This window comes from Streptomyces adelaidensis (assembly GCF_016598475.1).
Taxonomy (GTDB): domain Bacteria; phylum Actinomycetota; class Actinomycetes; order Streptomycetales; family Streptomycetaceae; genus Streptomyces; species Streptomyces adelaidensis.
The window spans coordinates 30,450-47,396 of sequence record NZ_JAEMUX010000041.1; the positions used below are offsets into that span (position 1 = coordinate 30,450).

Genomic DNA, 16,947 nt, shown 5'->3' on the forward strand with positions numbered 1-16,947 from the left:
GGGGGAGGGGGAGGGGGAGGGGGGATGGTGGTGAAGTCGCGGGGTGAAATTCCGCCGGGCAGGCAGCGATGAGTTCGGGGGAGTGCCCCGGTCTACCTCTGTGACAGCGATTCGGAGCTGCTTCACACAGGAGACCAGGAGATTTTCATGTCCGAGACCACCGCTTCCGCCACCCGTGTCGCCCCCACCGCCTCCTCGGCCCCCGGGTCCGCCGTCGCCGCGAAGGGCACCGCTCGCAGCAGGCGTGCGCGGATCTCACTGGGCGCGCTCCAGATCGTGCTCGCTCTCTTCTACGGGTTCGCTAGCGCGCTGCCCAAGCTGATCGCGCACCCGTCGGCCGTCGAGTCCTTCGACACGCTCGGCTGGGGCAGCGCGGGGATGTACACCATCGGCGCGCTCGAACTGGCCGGTGCCATAGGCCTGTTGATCCCCGCGCTGGCCTCGGTCGCGGCGGCGTCGCTGGGGGCGCTGATGGTGGGGGCGTTCATCACGCAGATCACCGCCTTCGACGGGCAGTACGCGGCGACGCCACTCATCCTGATCGTTCCGCTCGCCCTGATCGCCTGGGCGCGGCGCCAGGATGTGGCGGGGCCGGCGCGGTGGGTGCGGTCGGGGCGACGGGCGGCGTGATCGTCGGCGGACTGTGCGCGCGGAGGGATGCTCGCGGGCAGGGCAGGGCAGGGCCCAGGGGCTTTCCGGTGGTGATCGGGGAGCCCCTGGGCCCTGCCCTGCCCTGCCCTGCGATGTGTGAGTGCCTGCCCGAATGTGCGTCCGAATACCTGTCCGGGGGCCTCGGCTCAGGAGCCGTCGGGCGTGCCGGGGCCGGCCGGGCCCCGGAGGCGTTCCAGGTCCCGGCGGTCGCGTTTGGTGGGGCGGCCGGCGCCCCGGTCGCGGATGCCGGCGGGGGCGATGGCCTCGCGGGGCGGGGGCGGCGGGGAGTTGTCCACGTAGCACTCGGCTGCGACGGGAGCGCCGACCCGCTTGCGGATCAGACGCTTGACGACGACGATCCGCTCGGGGCCCCCGGCCTGGCGGAACCGCACCTCGTCGCCGACGCGCACCGAGTATGCGGGCTTGACGCGTTCGCCGTTGACACGGACGTGGCCGCCCCGGCAGGCGGTGGCACCCATCGAGCGGGTCTTGACCAGACGGACGGACCAGATCCAGGCGTCGATGCGCACGGTCTCGCCGCTCGCGGGGCGTGCGGCCTCGGCTGCTGCGGCCGCCGCGTCGGAACCCCGGTGCACGGCGTCCGGGCCGCTCGCCCGCTTCTCCGTACCTTCTTCCGTACCTTCAGAAGCGATGTCACCTTCAGAAGCCATGCCTCGACCTTAGCTCCCCGGTCGGCCCTCTCGGGAAGGCGATCACCGGACGTACCGTGGAGACATGGGCAGCGGCGGCAGGGATGGTGACGGGGACATCGGCGGGGGCGCCGGTCTGGCCGCGCTGGACGGGCGGATCGCCGGGTGCCGGGCCTGTCCCCGGCTGGTCGAGTGGCGGGAAGAGGTGGCGCGTACCAAGCGGGCCGCGTTCGCCGGCGAGGAGTACTGGGGGCGGCCCGTGCCGGGCTTCGGACCGGCCGACGCCTCGCTGCTGATCGTGGGGCTCGCCCCCGCCGCGCACGGGGCGAACCGGACCGGGCGGATGTTCACCGGCGACCGCTCGGGCGACGTGCTGTACGCGGCGCTGCACGACGTGGGCCTGGCCTCGCGCGGCACGGCGGTCGCGCGCGACGACGGACTCGAACTGTACGGCGTACGGATCACCTCACCCGTGCACTGCGCGCCGCCCGCCAACAAGCCCACCCCCGGGGAACGGGACACCTGCCGGCCGTGGCTGGTCCGGGAGCTGGAGTTGCTGCGGCCGTCGCTGCGGGCCGTGGTCGTGCTCGGCGCCTTCGGCTGGCAGGCCGCACTGCCCGCGCTCGCCGAGGCCGGCTGGGACGTGCCCCGCCCGCGACCCGTCTTCGGCCACGGCACCCACGTACCGCTCGACGGGCTCGACCTCTTCGGCTGCTTCCATGTGAGCCAGCGCAACACCTTCACCGGCCGGCTGACCCCCGCCATGCTGCGCGAGGTCCTGCGCACGGCTGCGCGGACGGCGGGGCTCGGCGTCACGTCGTAGCCGGTTACGGGGAGCTGTCGGGACCAGGTGGTCGCCGTCTGGGGCCGGCGGAAAAGCGGCTGCCGACACCGGCGTACGCCGGTTAGGGTCGCGCAATGCCCATCTATCCGGAGATCGAACCGTACGACCACGGCATGCTCGACGTCGGGGACGGCAACCGCGTGTACTGGGAGGTCTGCGGGAATCCGCAGGGCAAGCCCGCGGTGGTGCTGCACGGCGGGCCCGGGTCCCGGGCCAACGCCTGGTTCCCGCGTCTGTTCGACCCCGAGGCGTACCGGATCGTGCTGCTCGACCAGCGCGGCTGCGGGCGATCGACGCCGCCGGCGAGCGCGTACGACACCGATATGAGCGTCAATACGACGGCGCATCTGATCGCCGACCTGGAGCTGCTGCGGCGGCATCTCGGGATCGGGCGGTGGCTGGTGTGGGGTGTGTCGTGGGGGTCGGTGCTCGGGCTGCGGTACGCGCAGTCGCATCCGGAGGCCGTGACCGAGCTGGTCCTCACCGGGGTCGCCACCGGCTCCGACCCCGAAGTCGCCCTGCTGACCAGGGGACTTGGACAGTTCTTCCCGGCGGCCTTCGAACAGTTCCTGGCCGGACTGCCCGAAGGCGCGCGGGACGGGAACCTGGCGGCCGCCTACAACCGGCTGATCGAGTCGCCCGACGAGGCGGTGCGGGCGCGGGCGGCGCGGGCCTGGACCGACTGGGAGACGGCCATCGCGGCACAGCCGCCCCGCTCCGTGCCACGCTACGAGGACCCGGTGTTCCGCTACGCCTTCGCCCGCACCGTCACCCACTACTGGGGCAACGACCACTTCCTCGGCGAGGGCAACGACGCCGGCGTCGTCCTGCGCGACGCGCCGCTGCTCAAGGGCGTCCCGGGCACCCTCGTCCAGGGCAGCCTCGACCCCGGCAACCTCCTCGGCATCGTCTGGCGCCTCCACCATGCCTGGCCCGGCAGCGAGTTGGTCCTCATCGACGACGTGGGACACAACGCGGGCGCACCGGACATGGCGCAGGCGCTGGTGGAGGCGTCGGACAAGTACGCCAAGGGCTGAGCGCCGGGGACGGGCCACGGAAGCCGCCGCCCACCTGGCCTGTCTGCTCGGGCGGCGCTACGGCGTCGTCACCACGCTGGAACGCTCGTGCGGGCAGATCGAGGACAGCCTGGAGGCCGCCGGGGTGGGCCGCGACTGCGCCGCGATCGTCGGCACCGGGCTCGGCGTCCTCGACCTCACGGCAGCCGGGCGCCCGCGTGTACGTCGACGCGGGCAACGCCGCCTGGGTCCCGGAGACCTCAGGGCTGGTCGAACCACTGCGGGCGTCCGGCGTCGCAGGCGCCGACGGCTTCGCCCTCAACGACTCCCACTTCCAGACGGACTAGGCCAGTACGGCGTACGGCAGGGAACTGTCCGCCCGCCTCGGCGGCAAGCACTTCGTGATCGACAGCAGCCGCAACGGCAACGGCCCCTACGCCGACCTCTCCGCCGAGGCCTGCTGCGACCCGCCGGACAGAGCCCTCGGCCGCCCCCCGACGACCACCACGGGCGAGCCTCTCCTCGACGCCTACCTGTGGATCAAACGCCCGCGTGAGTGCGACGGCACCTGCCGGGGCGGTCCGGCGGCGGGCCAGTGGCGGCCGGCGTACGCGCTGGAACTGGCTCGCAACGCGAGTGACGGGTTCACGCCTCCGGGACCACCGCCGTCGCGGTGATCTCCACCAGTTGGCCCGTGTAGCCGAGACAGGCCACGCCGAGCAGGGTCGACGAGTGGGGTCCGGTGCTGAGGCCGGACGCCTCGACGACGTCCCAGACCGCGGAGAGGACCGCCGGCTCGCCGCTCACGACGTACACGTCGGTCGACACGACCTGCGTGAAGTCGCTGCCCACCGCCCGCAGTTGCTCCCCGAGATTCGCCAGCACCTGCTCCGCCTGCCGTACGGGGTCCCCCTCCCCGACCAGGTTCCCGTCGGCGTCCAGCGGAACGGAACCGGCGAGAAATGCCAGCTTGGTCCCCGCCTCGACGACGGACGCGTGCGAGTAGACGGGCGGCCGGAAGAGGCTGGGGACGGTGACGCGCTGAATCATGACGGCTCCCGGTAATCGGTCGGACAACCTGTCGATCATGCAAAGCACGCGACGGCTTCGCATCCGAATTCCCGGCCGATGCCGATGCCGATGCCGATGCCGATGTCGATGTCGATGTCGATGAGGGTGCGGATGCGGATGGCGCGCGACGGACAGAGGGAGCACCGTCCACCGTCCGCTGTGTCAGTCGTCCGATCGGTCGTCCGAGGTCACGACGGTGGGCTGGCCGGCGAGGATGCCGCCGTCCAGGACGAACTCGGTGCCCGTGGAGAAGGTGGCCTCGGTGATGATGAAGAGCACCATGCGGGCGACCTCCTCGGGCTCACCGAACCGGGGAATGGGCTGTCCCGAGGTGTAGGAGTCGCCGAAGCCGGCTGTCATCGGGGTGCGGATGGCGCCGGGATGGACCGAGCAGACACGGACCCCGTCGGGGGCCAGTTCCAGCGCGGCGGTCTTCGTCAGTCCGCGCAGCCCCCATTTGCTCGCCGCGTACGATCCGATGCCGGCGTACGAGGTCAGTCCCGCGAGCGAGGAGATGTTCACGATCACCCCTGCGCCGGCCCGGCGCAGCGAGGGCGCCACCGCGCGCATGCCCAGCCAGGGGCCCTGGAGATTGACGTCGATGACCCGGCGGAACGATTCGAGGGACTGTTCCTCCATCGCGCCCCACTCGGCGATCCCGGCGTTGTTCACCAGCACCGACACCGGCCCCAGATCCTGCTCCACCTCGGCCACCGTCCGCTGCCAGTCGCTCTCGCTGCTGACGTCGAGGCGCAGGTAGCGGGCCCTGCCGCCGAGGTCCGCCGCCAGCTCCGCCCCCTCGCTGTCGCGGACGTCGGCGACCACCACGGTGGCACCCTCGGCCGCGAGGAGACGCGCCACGGCGGCCCCGATCCCTCCGACCCCACCGGTGACGATCGCCACCCGCTCATTCAGACGTGCCATCACGACCTCCTGCTCCTGAGTACGGAGTCATCAGGACCCCACCACCAGCATCGGCCGCGGCTCGGCCGAGCGCAGTTCGGACAGCCCGGACGACGGCCCCCGCTCAGCCGGCGCCCACGGAAACAGGCGGGGCCGAAGCCTTCGTCCTGGTCTCTCGGCCCGTGCGCGGTGTGACGGTACGGTTGGGGGTCCGGTACGGCGATGAAGAGCAAGGGGGCCCGGTGGACGCGGAGTTGGCCGCACTCGCGGCGGCGGGAGCCACGACGCTGGTTCAGTCGATGGTGGGCGACGGATGGGCAGGGCTGCGTGATCGGGTGGCCTCCTTCTTCTCACGCGGGAGGAACGAGGAGGACGTCCAGGAGGACCTGGAGGAGTCGCGGGCCGAGCTGGTCGCCGCGCAGGACACCGGTGACGAGGAGGCCTTCGCCGACGTACAGGCGGAGTGGCGCAACCGTCTCCGCCGCACCCTGCGGGCGGATCCGAACGCCGCCGCCGAACTCCGGGCGCTGCTCGACGAGTTGGCGCCCGAGAGGAGCGACCGGGGCGGAGGATCGACCTACAACACCATCAACAACGGCGTGTATCGCAACAGCACCGTCATCCAGGCCGGCACGATCGGCCGGATGACCGGTGAAACCCGGCGATGAGCACGACCGGCGACGCGGAGCCCTCCGGCGCCGCGCTCACCGGCTGGGCGCGCTCAGCCGAAGAATCTCCTGGCCGGGAGTTCTCCGACCCCGCGTTCCTCGACCACGTGGCGGACCGCCTCGCCGCCCTGCCCACCGTGCGCGCCGTCGCCCTCGGCGGCTCCCGGGCGCAGGGCACGGACGGTCCGGACAGCGACTGGGATCTGGCGGTCTACTACCGAGGCCCGTTCGATCCGGCCGATCTCCGTGCGGTCGGCTGGGAGGGCGAGGTCTCCGAGATCGGCGGCTGGGGCGGGGGTGTCTTCAACGGCGGTGCCTGGCTGGCCATCGACGGACGTCGGGTCGACGTCCACTACCGCGATCTGGACGTCGTCGAACGGGAGTTGGCCGAGGCCGAGGAAGGGCGCTTCCACGTGGAGCCCCTCCTCTTCCACCTCGCCGGCATCCCCAGCTACCTCCTCGTCGCCGAACTGGCCGTCAACCACGTCCTGCGCGGCGACCTGCCCCGCCCGGCCGCCTACCCGGACAGGCTCCGCACGACCGCCGCCGAACGCTGGCACGGCACTGCCCGAGCGACTCTCGCGTACGCGAAGGCCAACCACGCCACCAAGGGCCGCCTCACCGAGGTCGCCGGCGCCATCGGCACGGCCGCTGCCCAGGCCGCGCACGGGGTGCTGGCGGCGCGCGGGGAGTGGGTGACGAACGAGAAGCGGTTGCTGGAACGGGCGGGATTGCGGGGGGTGGACGGGATCATCGAGACGATGTGCACTGCCTCAGGACCCGGAGTGATGGTCCAAGCCCTGGTGGCGGTCGAGTCACTGTTGGAGAAGAAGGCTCATTGACCGGTCGGGGAGCGGGCCGCGCCAGACGACCCGTGCACGGGCGGCCAACCGGAAGTAGGAAGAAACACTGATATGGGTGTTCTCGTCCCTCCGTCCTGCGGAAGCGCGGGGACAAGGCGGGAGTGCGGACCCCCCTCTTCCTCCACCAGGATCTCCAACGCCCGCCGCAGGCGGGGCTTGGCGCGGGACAGCAGGGTGGGCGGGGTGTTCAACGGGGGCTCCTGGTGGGTGACGGGACAGAGACTCGGGTGGGGTGGGCGCTCACTAGACTGCCCGACGAGGGGCGGCGAGACGCCGTACTTGACCAAGGGGGAGGGCGACGGCCCGTGGAACCACTGCAGGAAGACGACCCGGCGGTCATCGGCGGGTACACGCTGCGGGGCCGCATCGGTGCCGGCGGGATGGGCCAGGTCTATCTCGGGGAGTCGGCCGCCGGTCTCCAGGTCGCGGTGAAGGTGATCAAGGCGTCCGTGCTCGACGAGGACACCAGGGCGCGCTTCGTCCTGGAGGTGGACAGCCTCAAGACGGTCTACGGCCCCTTCGTGGCGGCCTTCGTCGCCGCCGACGCGTACGCGGACCAGCCGTGGCTCGCCGTCGAGTACGTGCCGGGCCCCGATCTCCGTACGTTCATCACCGAGCACGGTCCGCTGCCCCTCACCGAGACCGCCAGCCTCGGTGCGCTGCTCGCCGAAGGGCTGCACACCGTCCACGAGGCCGGGCTGCTGCACCGCGACCTCAAGCCGCAGAACATCCTCCTCGCCGAGTACGGGCCCAAGCTGATCGATTTCGGGCTGGCCGTGCTCGCGGAGCGCCGCTCCATGCTGACGGCCACCGGGTTCGTGGTCGGCTCGGTCCTGTGCATGGCGCCGGAGCAGGCGCGCGGGGAGCACGACCTCACCCAGGCCGCCGACGTGTACGGGCTGGGCGCCGTCCTGCTCTACGCGGCCACCGGCCACTACCCCTACACGGGCCCCGGCTGGCAGGCCGTCGCCCTGCGCATCGAGGACCCCGCCACGCCGCCCGACCTGTCCGCGCTCCCGGCGGAGCTGCGGCCGGTGATCGAGGCGATGCTGGCGTACGACCCCGACGCGCGTCCCTCGCTGGACGAGGTCACCGAGCGCCTGGTCCAGGTCATCCACGGCTGCGGCCTGACATCGGCGCAGGCCAAGCACCGGCTCACCGGGCTCACCCCGGCGGTGCCCCTCCCGGACCTGCCCGCGCCGTCCGAGTACGCGTCCTACACCCCGACCGTCGTCGACCCGGCCGCGCACGAGGACGACGACCGCCCCGCCGAGCAGCGGCCGGAGCCACAGGACGAAGAACCGGAAGACGCGCCGCACGACCTGGAGCCCACGCCCAAGCCCAAGCCCAAGCCCAGGCCTGAACCCCAACCCGAGCCCGTGGCCGCCTCTGCCTCCGCCTCCCCGGCCACCGCCTCCCCCGCCTCGGCCTCCCCTGCACCCTCCTCCCGGGACTCCTTCTCCCGCCTCTCCGCCCCCTTGCGGATCGCCGAGCGCCTCCGCGCCGCCTACGCCCGCGACGCCCGTTTCTGACGAGGCTCTTTTCCGGCGACCGGGGCTCCCCGCACCTCCAGCCCCGTGAAAGACTTTGCCCACATTTCGCTCTGCTGACGGAGGAACGCCGGGTGCAAGACCAGGGGGAGACCCGCTATCCGCCGGGCGCGCAGATTCTGGTGCGCGACGAGGAGTGGCTGGTCAAGAACGCCATACGCACCGACTACGACGGCGACAAGATCGAAGCCGTCGGGGTGTCGGAGTTCGTGCGTGACGAGGAGGCCGTCTTCTTCACGAAGATCGACGACGTCGATCTGCTCGAACCGGAGAACACCCGCCTCGTACCGGACACCTCCTCCTATTTCCGCCGCAGCCGCCTCTTCCTCGAAGCCGTCCTGCGCAAGACGCCGCTCCCGCAGTCCGAGCGCGGCCTGGCCCTCGCCGACCGCTTCCTCCTGGACCCGCTTCCCTACCAGCAGCGCCCCGCCGAACTCGCGCTCTCCATGGAGAACCTGCGGCCCCGCATCCTCATCGCGGACGTCGTCGGGCTCGGCAAGACGCTGGAGATCGGTCTCACCCTGGCCGAGCTGATCCGCCGCGGCCGCGGCGAGCGGATCCTCGTCGTCACTCCGCAGAGCGTGCTGGAGCAGTTCCAGCACGAGCTGTGGACCCGTTTCTCCATCCCCCTCGTGCGTCTCGACTCGCTCGGCATCCAGCGCATCCAGCGTGAGATCCCGGCCGGCCGCAACCCGTTCACGCACTACAAGCGCGTGATCATCTCGGTCGACACACTGAAGAACATCGGCCAGTACCGCCACCACCTGGAGCGCATCCAGTGGGACGCCGTCGTCATCGACGAGTCCCACAACCTCATCAACCCCGGCAGTCAGCGCCGCGCCCTCGCCGAGATCCTCGCCCCGCGCACCGACGCCCTGCTGCTGGCCAGCGCCACCCCGCACAACGGCGACAAGCAGTCCTTCGCCGACCTCGTCTCGCTCCTCGACCCGGCCGCCATCGCCGACGCGAACCACTACGACCCGGAGGAGGACCTCGGCCACCTCTTCATCAGGCGTACGAAGATCAGCCCCGAGGTCCGCGACCAGATGGGCACCGAGTGGGCGGACCGCGGCCCCACCCACTCCCTGCACTGCGCGGCGGGCGACGACGAGGAGCGGATCTTCGCCGAGCTGACCGAGCACTGGCTGCCCGCCCGCCCCGCCTCCGCCGAGTTCGGCACGGCCGAGCAGGACCGGCGGTCCGTCAGCACGGACGCGCTCTTCGCCTACAACCTTCTCAAGTCCTTCCTGTCCTCGCACCGGGCCCTGGCGGAGACGCTCGGCACCCGCGCCAGGAACCTCGCCGACCGCGTCGCCAAGGCGGAGAAGGACGGCAAGAGGCACGACCCCGCCATCGACCGTGAGCAGGAGGCCATCGCCCGTCTGCGCGCGATCACCGACTCCATGGGCGACGGCAGCGCCCCGGGCGACTCGGCCAAACTCGACGCGCTCGTCGGGCAGTTGGAGCAGATCGGCATCGGCCCGAAGAGCGCGATGCGCGCCGTCGTCTTCTCCGAGCGCGTGCAGACTCTGAAGTGGCTCGCCAGGGTCGTACCGCCGAGGCTCGGCTTCCCCGCCAAGGACTACGCCGAGGAGCCCGCGAAGGACGCGAAGAGCGGCAGGAAGCCGCAGGAACCCGTCCGCGTCATGCACGGCGGCCTCAGCGACGACGAGCAGCAGAAGGTCCTCGAAGCCTTCGGCCTGGCGGAGAACCCGGTACGGCTCCTCTTCACCGGCGACGTCGCCTCCGAGGGCGTCAACCTGCACCGCCAGTGTCACCACCTGATCCACTACGACATCCCGTGGTCGCTGATCCGCATCGAGCAGCGCAACGGCCGTATCGACCGCTACGGGCAGAAGCACCAGCCGCAGTTCCGCGCGATGATCCTCACCTCCGCCACCCCCGGCGCCAAGGACGACCGCACGGTCGCCGAGAAGCTGCTCAAGCGTGAGGAGGAGGCCCACAAGCTGGACGGCACGGCGGAGGCGGTGACCGGCTACTACCGGGCGGAGGAGGAGGAACGCCGGCTGATCCGCGAGCTGGTCGAGGGCGGAACCGTCGAGGGGTTCCTCGACTCGGCGCCCGCCGCCGACGACGGCATGCTCGCCGACCTCTTCGGCCAGGTCGACACGATCACCGAACAGGAGCTCCCGCCGCGCGCCGACGTCCCCAGCCTCTTCGAGGGCGACACGGCGGCCTTCGTCGAGGCGGCCCTCGCCGAGCTGTACGACGAGCGGGCCGAGGACCTGATCGCCCTCTCCCGCGGCGAGGACCCCAAGGGCGGCGGCTACCTCTCCCTCTCCCCGGTCAAGGCCCCCGACCTCCTGCACCGCCTCAAGGCCCTCCCGCCCTCCTATCTCAAGGAACAGGGCGTGGCCGAGCGGATGCTCGTGACCTTCGACCGCCCCCTCGCCGAGCGCAAGCTCAGTGACGCCCGCGAGAGTTCGGCCACGATGTGGCCGAACGTCTCCTTCCTCACCGACATCCACCCGGTGGTGGAGTGGCTGATCGACAAGGTGCTCGTGCAGTTCGGCCGCCAGGAGGCGCCGGTCATCACCTCCCGGCACGTCAGCGACCCGACCTTCCTCATCCAGGGCATCTACTCCAACGCCCTCGGCCGCCCCACCGTCGTCAGGTGGATGGCCGTCTCGGGTCTGCCCGGCGCACCGGTGGTCGGCTCCATGTCCGAGGCGCTGGAGGCCGCCGAGGTCGGCCCACGCCTGGCCGTGACCGGCGGCCCACGCGACCCGGACCACCTCAAGTCCCTTGTGCCGGCAGCAGTTTCGGCCGCCCGCGACCACCTGGAGCGTACGAAGGACGAGTGGGCCGACCTGATCAGCGAGCCCCTCGCCAAGTATCGCAAGCAGCTCGCCCAGTGGCGCCAGGACTCCCTCCTGCCCGAGCGGACGACCCGCCGTCGGCGCCAGATCGAGGAGACCGCCGACGAACAGGCGCACCTCCTCGACCAGCTCCGGACGACCGGCCGTCCCCTGCTGCGCGTCCTGGCCGTCCTGGACCGGCCGGCGACCGACGCGACCACCGATGCGATCACCGACTCGACCACCGACGCGATCACCGACGACGACCCGGCGGAGAGCTGAGACATGACGTATGACTCGCTGGTCAACCACGGTGACTACCTCTCGGCCCACTACCTCGCCGAGGTCCTCCCCAAGGATCTCAAGGCCAAGGACGGTCTCCTCGCCCGCTGGGCGGCGACCGAGGACGAGGAGCGCCGCCGGTACGCCGACGCGGTGGCGGAGGCCGGGCGCCTGGGCGACGACCCGGACACCGTGCCGCCGCGTGCCCGCACCCCGCGTGAGGGCCTGCGCGGCCTGCACGGCCCGTACTTCGCCGGCCGCGCCGCCTTCGCCCAGGACGCGGAGGCGGCGACGGACCCGGACCGCCCGACCCCGGCGGACTGGGTCAAGCGTCTGACCGACCTGCACCTCACCACCCTGCGGGCGCTGGGCTTCGGCGAGGCGCACGAGCAGACGGTGACCGTGCACCGGTCGGGTCACGAGTACGCCGTCGAGGTCCTGCACCACGAGCCCGGTCTCGTCACCGCCGTCGCGTGCGGCTGGACGGCACAGCCGGACGCGGCCCTCGACCCGGACGGCCCCGGCGCCCTCCTCCACCCGGTCGCGCTGGAGGGCTCGGCGCGGCTGGTGAACGGCAAGGCGCTCACCGACTTCCTCTTCGAGTGCGACGAGCCGTCGCGGTACGTGCTGCTGCTCGTCGGCGGTGTCCTGGTCCTCGCCGACCGCATGGCCTGGCACGAGGGCCGCTATCTCGCCGTCAGCCTCGACACCGCGCTCAACCGGCGCGACGACCGGGGCGGCGGCGAACTCGACACTGTCGCCGCCCTGTTCAGCGCGGACGCGATGCGAGGGCCCGAGGAGGGCGGTACGGCACCGCTCGCCGACTTCGTCGACAAGTCGGGCAAGCACGCGGTCGGTGTCTCGACGGAACTCCGCGAGGGTCTCAGGCTGTCCGTGGAGTGGATCGCCAACGAGGTGCTGGAGCGGCTGCGCGAACAGGGCGTCAGCCCGCATCAGTTGGACGATCCCACCCGCCTGGCCAAGCAGCTCAGCCGGGAGTCGCTGCGCTACCTGTACCGGGTCCTCTTCCTCCTCTACGCGGAGGCCCAGCCGGCGCTCGGCATCCTGCCCTCCGACTATCCCGAGTACGCGCAGGGGTACGGCCTCCAGCGTCTCGGTGACCTCGTGGTGCGTGACCTCATCGGTGAGAAGTCCCGCCGGGGCGCGCATCTGTACGACTCGCTCGACCTGCTCTTCCGCATGGTCGAGAAGGGGCACCGGCGGTACGGCAGCGAGCCGGAGGACGCCGCCGCCGACGCCGCCGACCGTGAGGCGAGCACGGCCGAGGCCGAGGCCGCCGAGCTGCTGGCCGCGGGCTCCCTCACCCAGGCCGAGCACGACGAGCGGGTCCGCGAGGCCGGCCGGGTACGGCGGGCCGCCGCGCTCAGCGCGAGCGCCGGACTGCGGTTCGAGCCGCTGCGGTCGGAGCTGTTCAAGGAGGACGCGGTACGGCTGATCGGCCGCCGCCTGGACAACCCGCTGTACGAGGGCGACGACTCGGACGAACCCGAGTTCCTGGACACCAGTCTGCGCAACGCCACCCTGCACCGGGTACTGCGCCGCCTGATGCTCACCAAGGGCAAGGGGCGGGAGCGCGGCGGCTTCATCTCGTACGCGCAGCTCGGTATCAACCAACTCGGCGCGGTCTACGAGGGGTTGATGTCCTACACCGGCTTCATCGCCGAGGAGGACCTGTACGAGGTCGCCAAGGGCGGGGACCCGTCCGGCGGCAGCTGGATGATTCCGGCGTCGAAGGTGCAGGACTATCCGGACGACGTCTTCGTGCACCGCGTGGACGAGGAGACGGGCCAGTTGCGGCGGGTCGTCCACCCGGCGGGCTCGTTCGTGTACCGCCTCGCGGGCCGGGACCGGCAGACGTCCGCCTCGTACTACACGCCGAAGAGCCTGACGGCGGTCACGGTCGAGCTCGCGCTGCGGCACCGGCTCGACCAGGACGGTACGACCACCGCGGCCCGGGAGCTGCTGGAGTGGAAGATCTGCGAGCCGGCCCTCGGCTCGGGCGCGTTCCTCAACGAGGCCATCGACCAGGTCGCCGAGGAGTACCTGCGGCGCCGCGAGGCCGAGCGGGGCGAACGGGTCGACACCGAGCTGCGGCAGATCGAGCTGCAGAAGGTGAAGGCGTACATCGCCCTCCACAACGCGTACGGCGTCGACCTGAACGCCACGGCTGTGGAGCTGGCGGAGGTCTCGCTGTGGCTGAACACCATGCATCCCGGGATGCAGGCGCCGTGGTTCGGCCTGCATCTGCGGCGCGGGAACTCGCTCATCGGCGCCGGACGCAAGGTGTACGCCGGTGAGGTCCTGCCGGGGGGCGGGTGGCTGGCGAAGAAGGATCCGCTTCCGCCGCGTGAACTCCCCTTCAGGGAAGGCGAGTTGCCCGACGGGGCTGTCCATCACTTTCTGCTGCCTGCCGTGGGGTGGGGAGCCGTCGCCGGTGAGGCCGAGGCGAAGAAGCTCGCGGAGGACGAGGCGAAGGCCCTCGGACAGTGGCGCAAGGGGATTCTGCGGGCGCCCAAGCCGTACAAGCCCTTCGAGGAGAAGGGGGACGAGAGCAAGGAGCGGCGGCAGAAGCGGTACGAGCGGTGGGCCAAGGCGCGGGAGAAGACCGAGCTGTGGCGCGTCCAGCGGGTCGCGCGCCGCGCCGAGTTCCTGTGGAGCCTCGTCGCCAAGCGGCTTGAGCTGTCCGAACGCAAGGTGTCCCGACGGATCGACGTCTGGGGCGCGGACTGGCTGACGCCGTCCGTCGAGGCCGCCGACAAACAGAAGGTCCTGGACGACCTGACCGCGCTCGGTACCCCGTACTGGCGGCTGAAGACCGTCATGGACACGTGGTGCGCGCTGTGGTTCTGGCCGTTGGACAAGGTGGCGGACCTGGACGGTACGGGTCCCGACTACGCGGCGGGCGGGGTCGTTGTCCGGGCGGCGGATCTGCCGGAGTTGTTGGCGGGGCAGGAGGCTTCGGTTACGTCCGAGGTGGCGGAGACCGCCCCTGAGCCGAGCGGGCCCGCGCCCGGTGACCTCGCCTGGCAGGCGGGTGGCCTCTTCGACGACCCCGACGGTGAACAGGGCGAGTTCGTCGAACCGCTCCTCGTCGCCGACGCCGGGAAGGGGCTACGGACCAAGGCCTCTCTGGCCGGGGGCGGGGGTGGCCGCAAGGCCCAGATCGGCGACAGTCCGTGGCGCGATGTCATCCCGCTGAAGTCGTTCGAGGACTGGCTGGACTTCCTGGAGGCGACCCTCGGCACGAACGACGCCGACGGGTCCTTCCTGGACGGTCTTGACGACCTCCCTGTGGATGAGGCGCTGCCCATCCTGGAGGACTTCGAGCGGGACATGGATGTCGCGCTGGGGATGGACCGGGGGTTCAATCTCCGGTCGCGGTTCCCCTGGCTCCATGCGGTGGAGGACATCGCCGGCACGACCGAGAAGGACATAAAGGCGGAGGACGGGCACGGGTTCTTTCACTGGGAGCTGCACTTCGCGCATGTTTTTCGGGGGGTCAGCGGGGGGTTCGATCTTCAGGTGGGGAATCCGCCTTGGGTGCGGCCCAGGTGGGAGGAGGACACGGTTCTTGCTGAGCTTGAGCCTTGGTTCAAGCTGGCGGAGAAGCCGAGTGTGGCCGTTTGGCGGGGGCGCAAGGACGAGTTGCTGGAGTCGGTGGGGGCGCTGCCGTACTTCCTGCGGGAGCTGGTGTCGAACTCCGGGATGGCGGAGTGGCTCGGGTCGGCGGTGACCTACCCGGTACTGACGGGCACACAGCCGGATCTGTACCGGGCCTTCATGTGCCGGGCGTGGAACAACCTGGGCGAAGAAGGTATTGCCGGGTTGGTGCACCCGGACACACACCTGGGCGGCACGAAGGACGGCAGGATTCGCGGCGCGGCCTACCGGCGGCTACGACTGCACGCGGGCTTCGTGAACGTCGGCAACTGGGCCTTCGAGGCGAGCAGGAACACCGAGTTCGGGGTGCACATCTACGGCACTCCGCAGCAGGCCATCCACTTCGACAACCTGAGCCGTCTGTACGGTGTGGAGCCGCTCGTGGCCTCCCTGGAGCACAGTGGGGAGGGCGAGGTGCCCGGCATGAAGCACGGCGGGGGATGGGACCTACGGGCGCATCAGGCACGGGTGATCACTGTGGATGAAGTCAGGCTCGCGGAGTGGCGGTGGCTGACCGGTGAGGCAGGCGCCCTCGCGAGTCAGGCGGCCCTGTTGCAACCGGTGACCACCGACGAGCAGGGAGCCATCACGGCACTGTCCAATGTGGTCGACCGTGTGGGGCAGCACGATCCGCGCATCACCCGGGGGTACGACGAGGCGAACGGAAAGAAGGACGGTTTCATCAGCTGGGACACTTCTCAGCCCCCGTCGATGTCCGAACTCGTCCTCCAAGGGCCGCACTTCGGCAACGCGACGCCCGTGAGTAAGCAGCCGAAGGTTCCCTGCCGGGGCAACCACGACTGGACGAGCTTCGAACTGACGGGCCTTGCCGCCGATGCCGTACCGCGCACGAACTACGTGCGGCCTGAAACGTGTTCGCTGGAGCGTTACGAGGAGGAGCAAGACCGCTGGTTGGACCGCTCCCGGCTGAGCAGTGCTTGGGAACCCACCACCGAGGACTGGGAGAGTCGCGGTGATGTACTGACGGAGGAGGAGCTGCTGCTCCCCGCCGATGAGCAACGGGAGCGGCTGCTTCAGCGTCTGTGGCTCTTCCGGCCGTACACGCGGTTCTACCGTCTGGCGTGGCGCGTCATGATCCCGTTCAACACGGAGCGGAGCCTTTTCGCGGCGCTTATCCCGCCGGGCCCGGCGCACGTTCACACCGTGCAGTCGATGGCGCTGGAGAACAACCGGGCTACTGCGCTGAACGCCGGTCTCTGGGCTTCGCTGCCATTCGACTACCTGCTGCGCATCACTGGTCGCTCGCATCTCCAGGTCGCCGAAGCCAAGAAGATGCCCTACGCCGACCCCACCCACCCCCTGGCCGCCCCCCTCCTCCTCCGCACCCTCCGCCTCAACTCCCTAACCGAGGCCTACGCCCCCCTCTGGGAAGAGCTCTACGACATGACCTGGCCCGGCTACGAGGCCTGGGCCGTGCGGTGGCCCAAGCTCAAGCCGCTCGCCGGGCACCTCAAGTCGGCCTGGGAGTACGGCACTCCACTGCGGACCGAGTACGAGCGGCGGGCCGCGCTCGTGGAGATGGACGCGCTGGTCGCCGTATGGCTGGGGATGAGCGCCGACGAGCTGATCGCCATCCACAAGGCGCGGTACGCGATCCTCGCGGACCGGGAGTCCGAGATGTGGTTCGACGTGGAGGGGCGCCAGCTCGCGAAGGACTCGTACGCCTTCGGCCACGGCCAGACCAAGGAGCACTACGAGCAGTACATGGCGTACCAGGACAAGGAGCGCACCGAGCCGCCCGAGGGCTACACCGCCCCCTTCTACAAGGCCAACCGCGAGGAGGAGATGCGCACCGCGCATGCCCACTTCGAGAAGAGGCTGAAGGACGCGATCGCCAAGGGTGAGTGGGCCTCGCCGCCCGCCCGCGACGAACTGTCGGCGTGAACGCGAGCGCCCCGCACCGGAGTCGACCGGGGCGGGGCGCTTTG

General features: G+C 70.9%; 11 protein-coding genes and 2 pseudogenes. 10 read left to right on the forward strand and 3 right to left on the reverse strand.

From position 1 onward, the window contains the following. The first annotated feature begins 147 nt into the window (after positions 1–147). Complete coding sequence (locus tag I8N67_RS23235) at positions 148–630, forward strand: DoxX family protein (RefSeq protein ID WP_200305116.1); 483 nt, start codon at positions 148–150, stop codon at positions 628–630. Positions 631–797: 167 nt separating this feature from the next. On the opposite strand, the gene I8N67_RS23240 is transcribed toward I8N67_RS23235, so the two are convergent. After that, positions 798–1,322 carry an RNA-binding S4 domain-containing protein gene (locus tag I8N67_RS23240; protein ID WP_200305117.1) on the reverse strand — a complete coding sequence of 175 codons (525 nt, stop codon included), beginning with the start codon at positions 1,320–1,322 and terminating at the stop codon, positions 798–800. Between the two features lie 64 nt (positions 1,323–1,386). Here I8N67_RS23240 and I8N67_RS23245 point away from each other — a divergent pair, with 64 nt between their 5' ends. From I8N67_RS23245 to I8N67_RS42835, 4 genes and pseudogenes are all read left to right on the forward strand, one after another. Further along, entirely contained in the window at positions 1,387–2,124 is a 738-nt protein-coding gene (locus I8N67_RS23245; RefSeq protein ID WP_200305118.1) for a uracil-DNA glycosylase, read from the forward strand. 95 nt (positions 2,125–2,219) lie between these two features. Next, entirely contained in the window at positions 2,220–3,182 is a 963-nt protein-coding gene (pip, locus tag I8N67_RS23250) for a prolyl aminopeptidase (RefSeq protein WP_200305119.1), read from the forward strand. A gap of 16 nt (positions 3,183–3,198) precedes the next feature. Beyond that, a pseudogene (locus I8N67_RS42830) lies at positions 3,199–3,370 on the forward strand (aspartate/glutamate racemase family protein); the annotation flags it as partial. Beyond that, positions 3,362–3,838: pseudogene (locus I8N67_RS42835) on the forward strand (glycoside hydrolase family 6 protein); the annotation flags it as partial. The pseudogenes I8N67_RS42830 and I8N67_RS42835, both read left to right, overlap by 9 nt. On the opposite strand, the gene I8N67_RS23260 reads toward I8N67_RS42835, so the two are convergent. Beyond that, complete coding sequence (locus I8N67_RS23260) at positions 3,807–4,211, reverse strand: RidA family protein (RefSeq protein ID WP_200305120.1); 405 nt, start codon at positions 4,209–4,211, stop codon at positions 3,807–3,809. The pseudogene I8N67_RS42835 and the gene I8N67_RS23260 overlap by 32 nt on opposite strands. 183 nt (positions 4,212–4,394) lie before the next feature. Next, entirely contained in the window at positions 4,395–5,156 is a 762-nt protein-coding gene (locus I8N67_RS23265; protein ID WP_200305121.1) for an SDR family oxidoreductase, read from the reverse strand. A 221-nt stretch (positions 5,157–5,377) separates the two neighbouring features. On the opposite strand from I8N67_RS23265, the gene I8N67_RS23270 reads away from it, so the two are divergent. From I8N67_RS23270 to I8N67_RS23290, 5 genes are all read left to right on the forward strand, one after another. Beyond that, positions 5,378–5,803, forward strand: coding sequence for a hypothetical protein (locus tag I8N67_RS23270; RefSeq protein ID WP_200305122.1), 426 nt, complete (start codon positions 5,378–5,380; stop codon positions 5,801–5,803). Next, the gene (locus I8N67_RS23275) at positions 5,800–6,645 is read left to right on the forward strand and encodes a nucleotidyltransferase domain-containing protein (RefSeq protein ID WP_200305123.1); all 846 of its coding nucleotides are present in this window, start codon (positions 5,800–5,802) and stop codon (positions 6,643–6,645) included. Before I8N67_RS23270 ends, I8N67_RS23275 begins: the two co-directional genes overlap by 4 nt. Positions 6,646–6,971: 326 nt before the next feature. Then, entirely contained in the window at positions 6,972–8,198 is a 1,227-nt protein-coding gene (locus tag I8N67_RS23280) for a serine/threonine-protein kinase (protein WP_200305124.1), read from the forward strand. A gap of 92 nt (positions 8,199–8,290) precedes the next feature. Then, the gene (locus I8N67_RS23285) at positions 8,291–11,317 is read left to right on the forward strand and encodes an SNF2-related protein (protein WP_200305125.1); all 3,027 of its coding nucleotides are present in this window, start codon (positions 8,291–8,293) and stop codon (positions 11,315–11,317) included. A 3-nt stretch (positions 11,318–11,320) separates the two neighbouring features. Then, positions 11,321–16,903 carry a DNA methyltransferase family protein gene (locus I8N67_RS23290; protein ID WP_200305126.1) on the forward strand — a complete coding sequence of 1,861 codons (5,583 nt, stop codon included), beginning with the start codon at positions 11,321–11,323 and terminating at the stop codon, positions 16,901–16,903. Positions 16,904–16,947 lie beyond the last annotated feature (44 nt).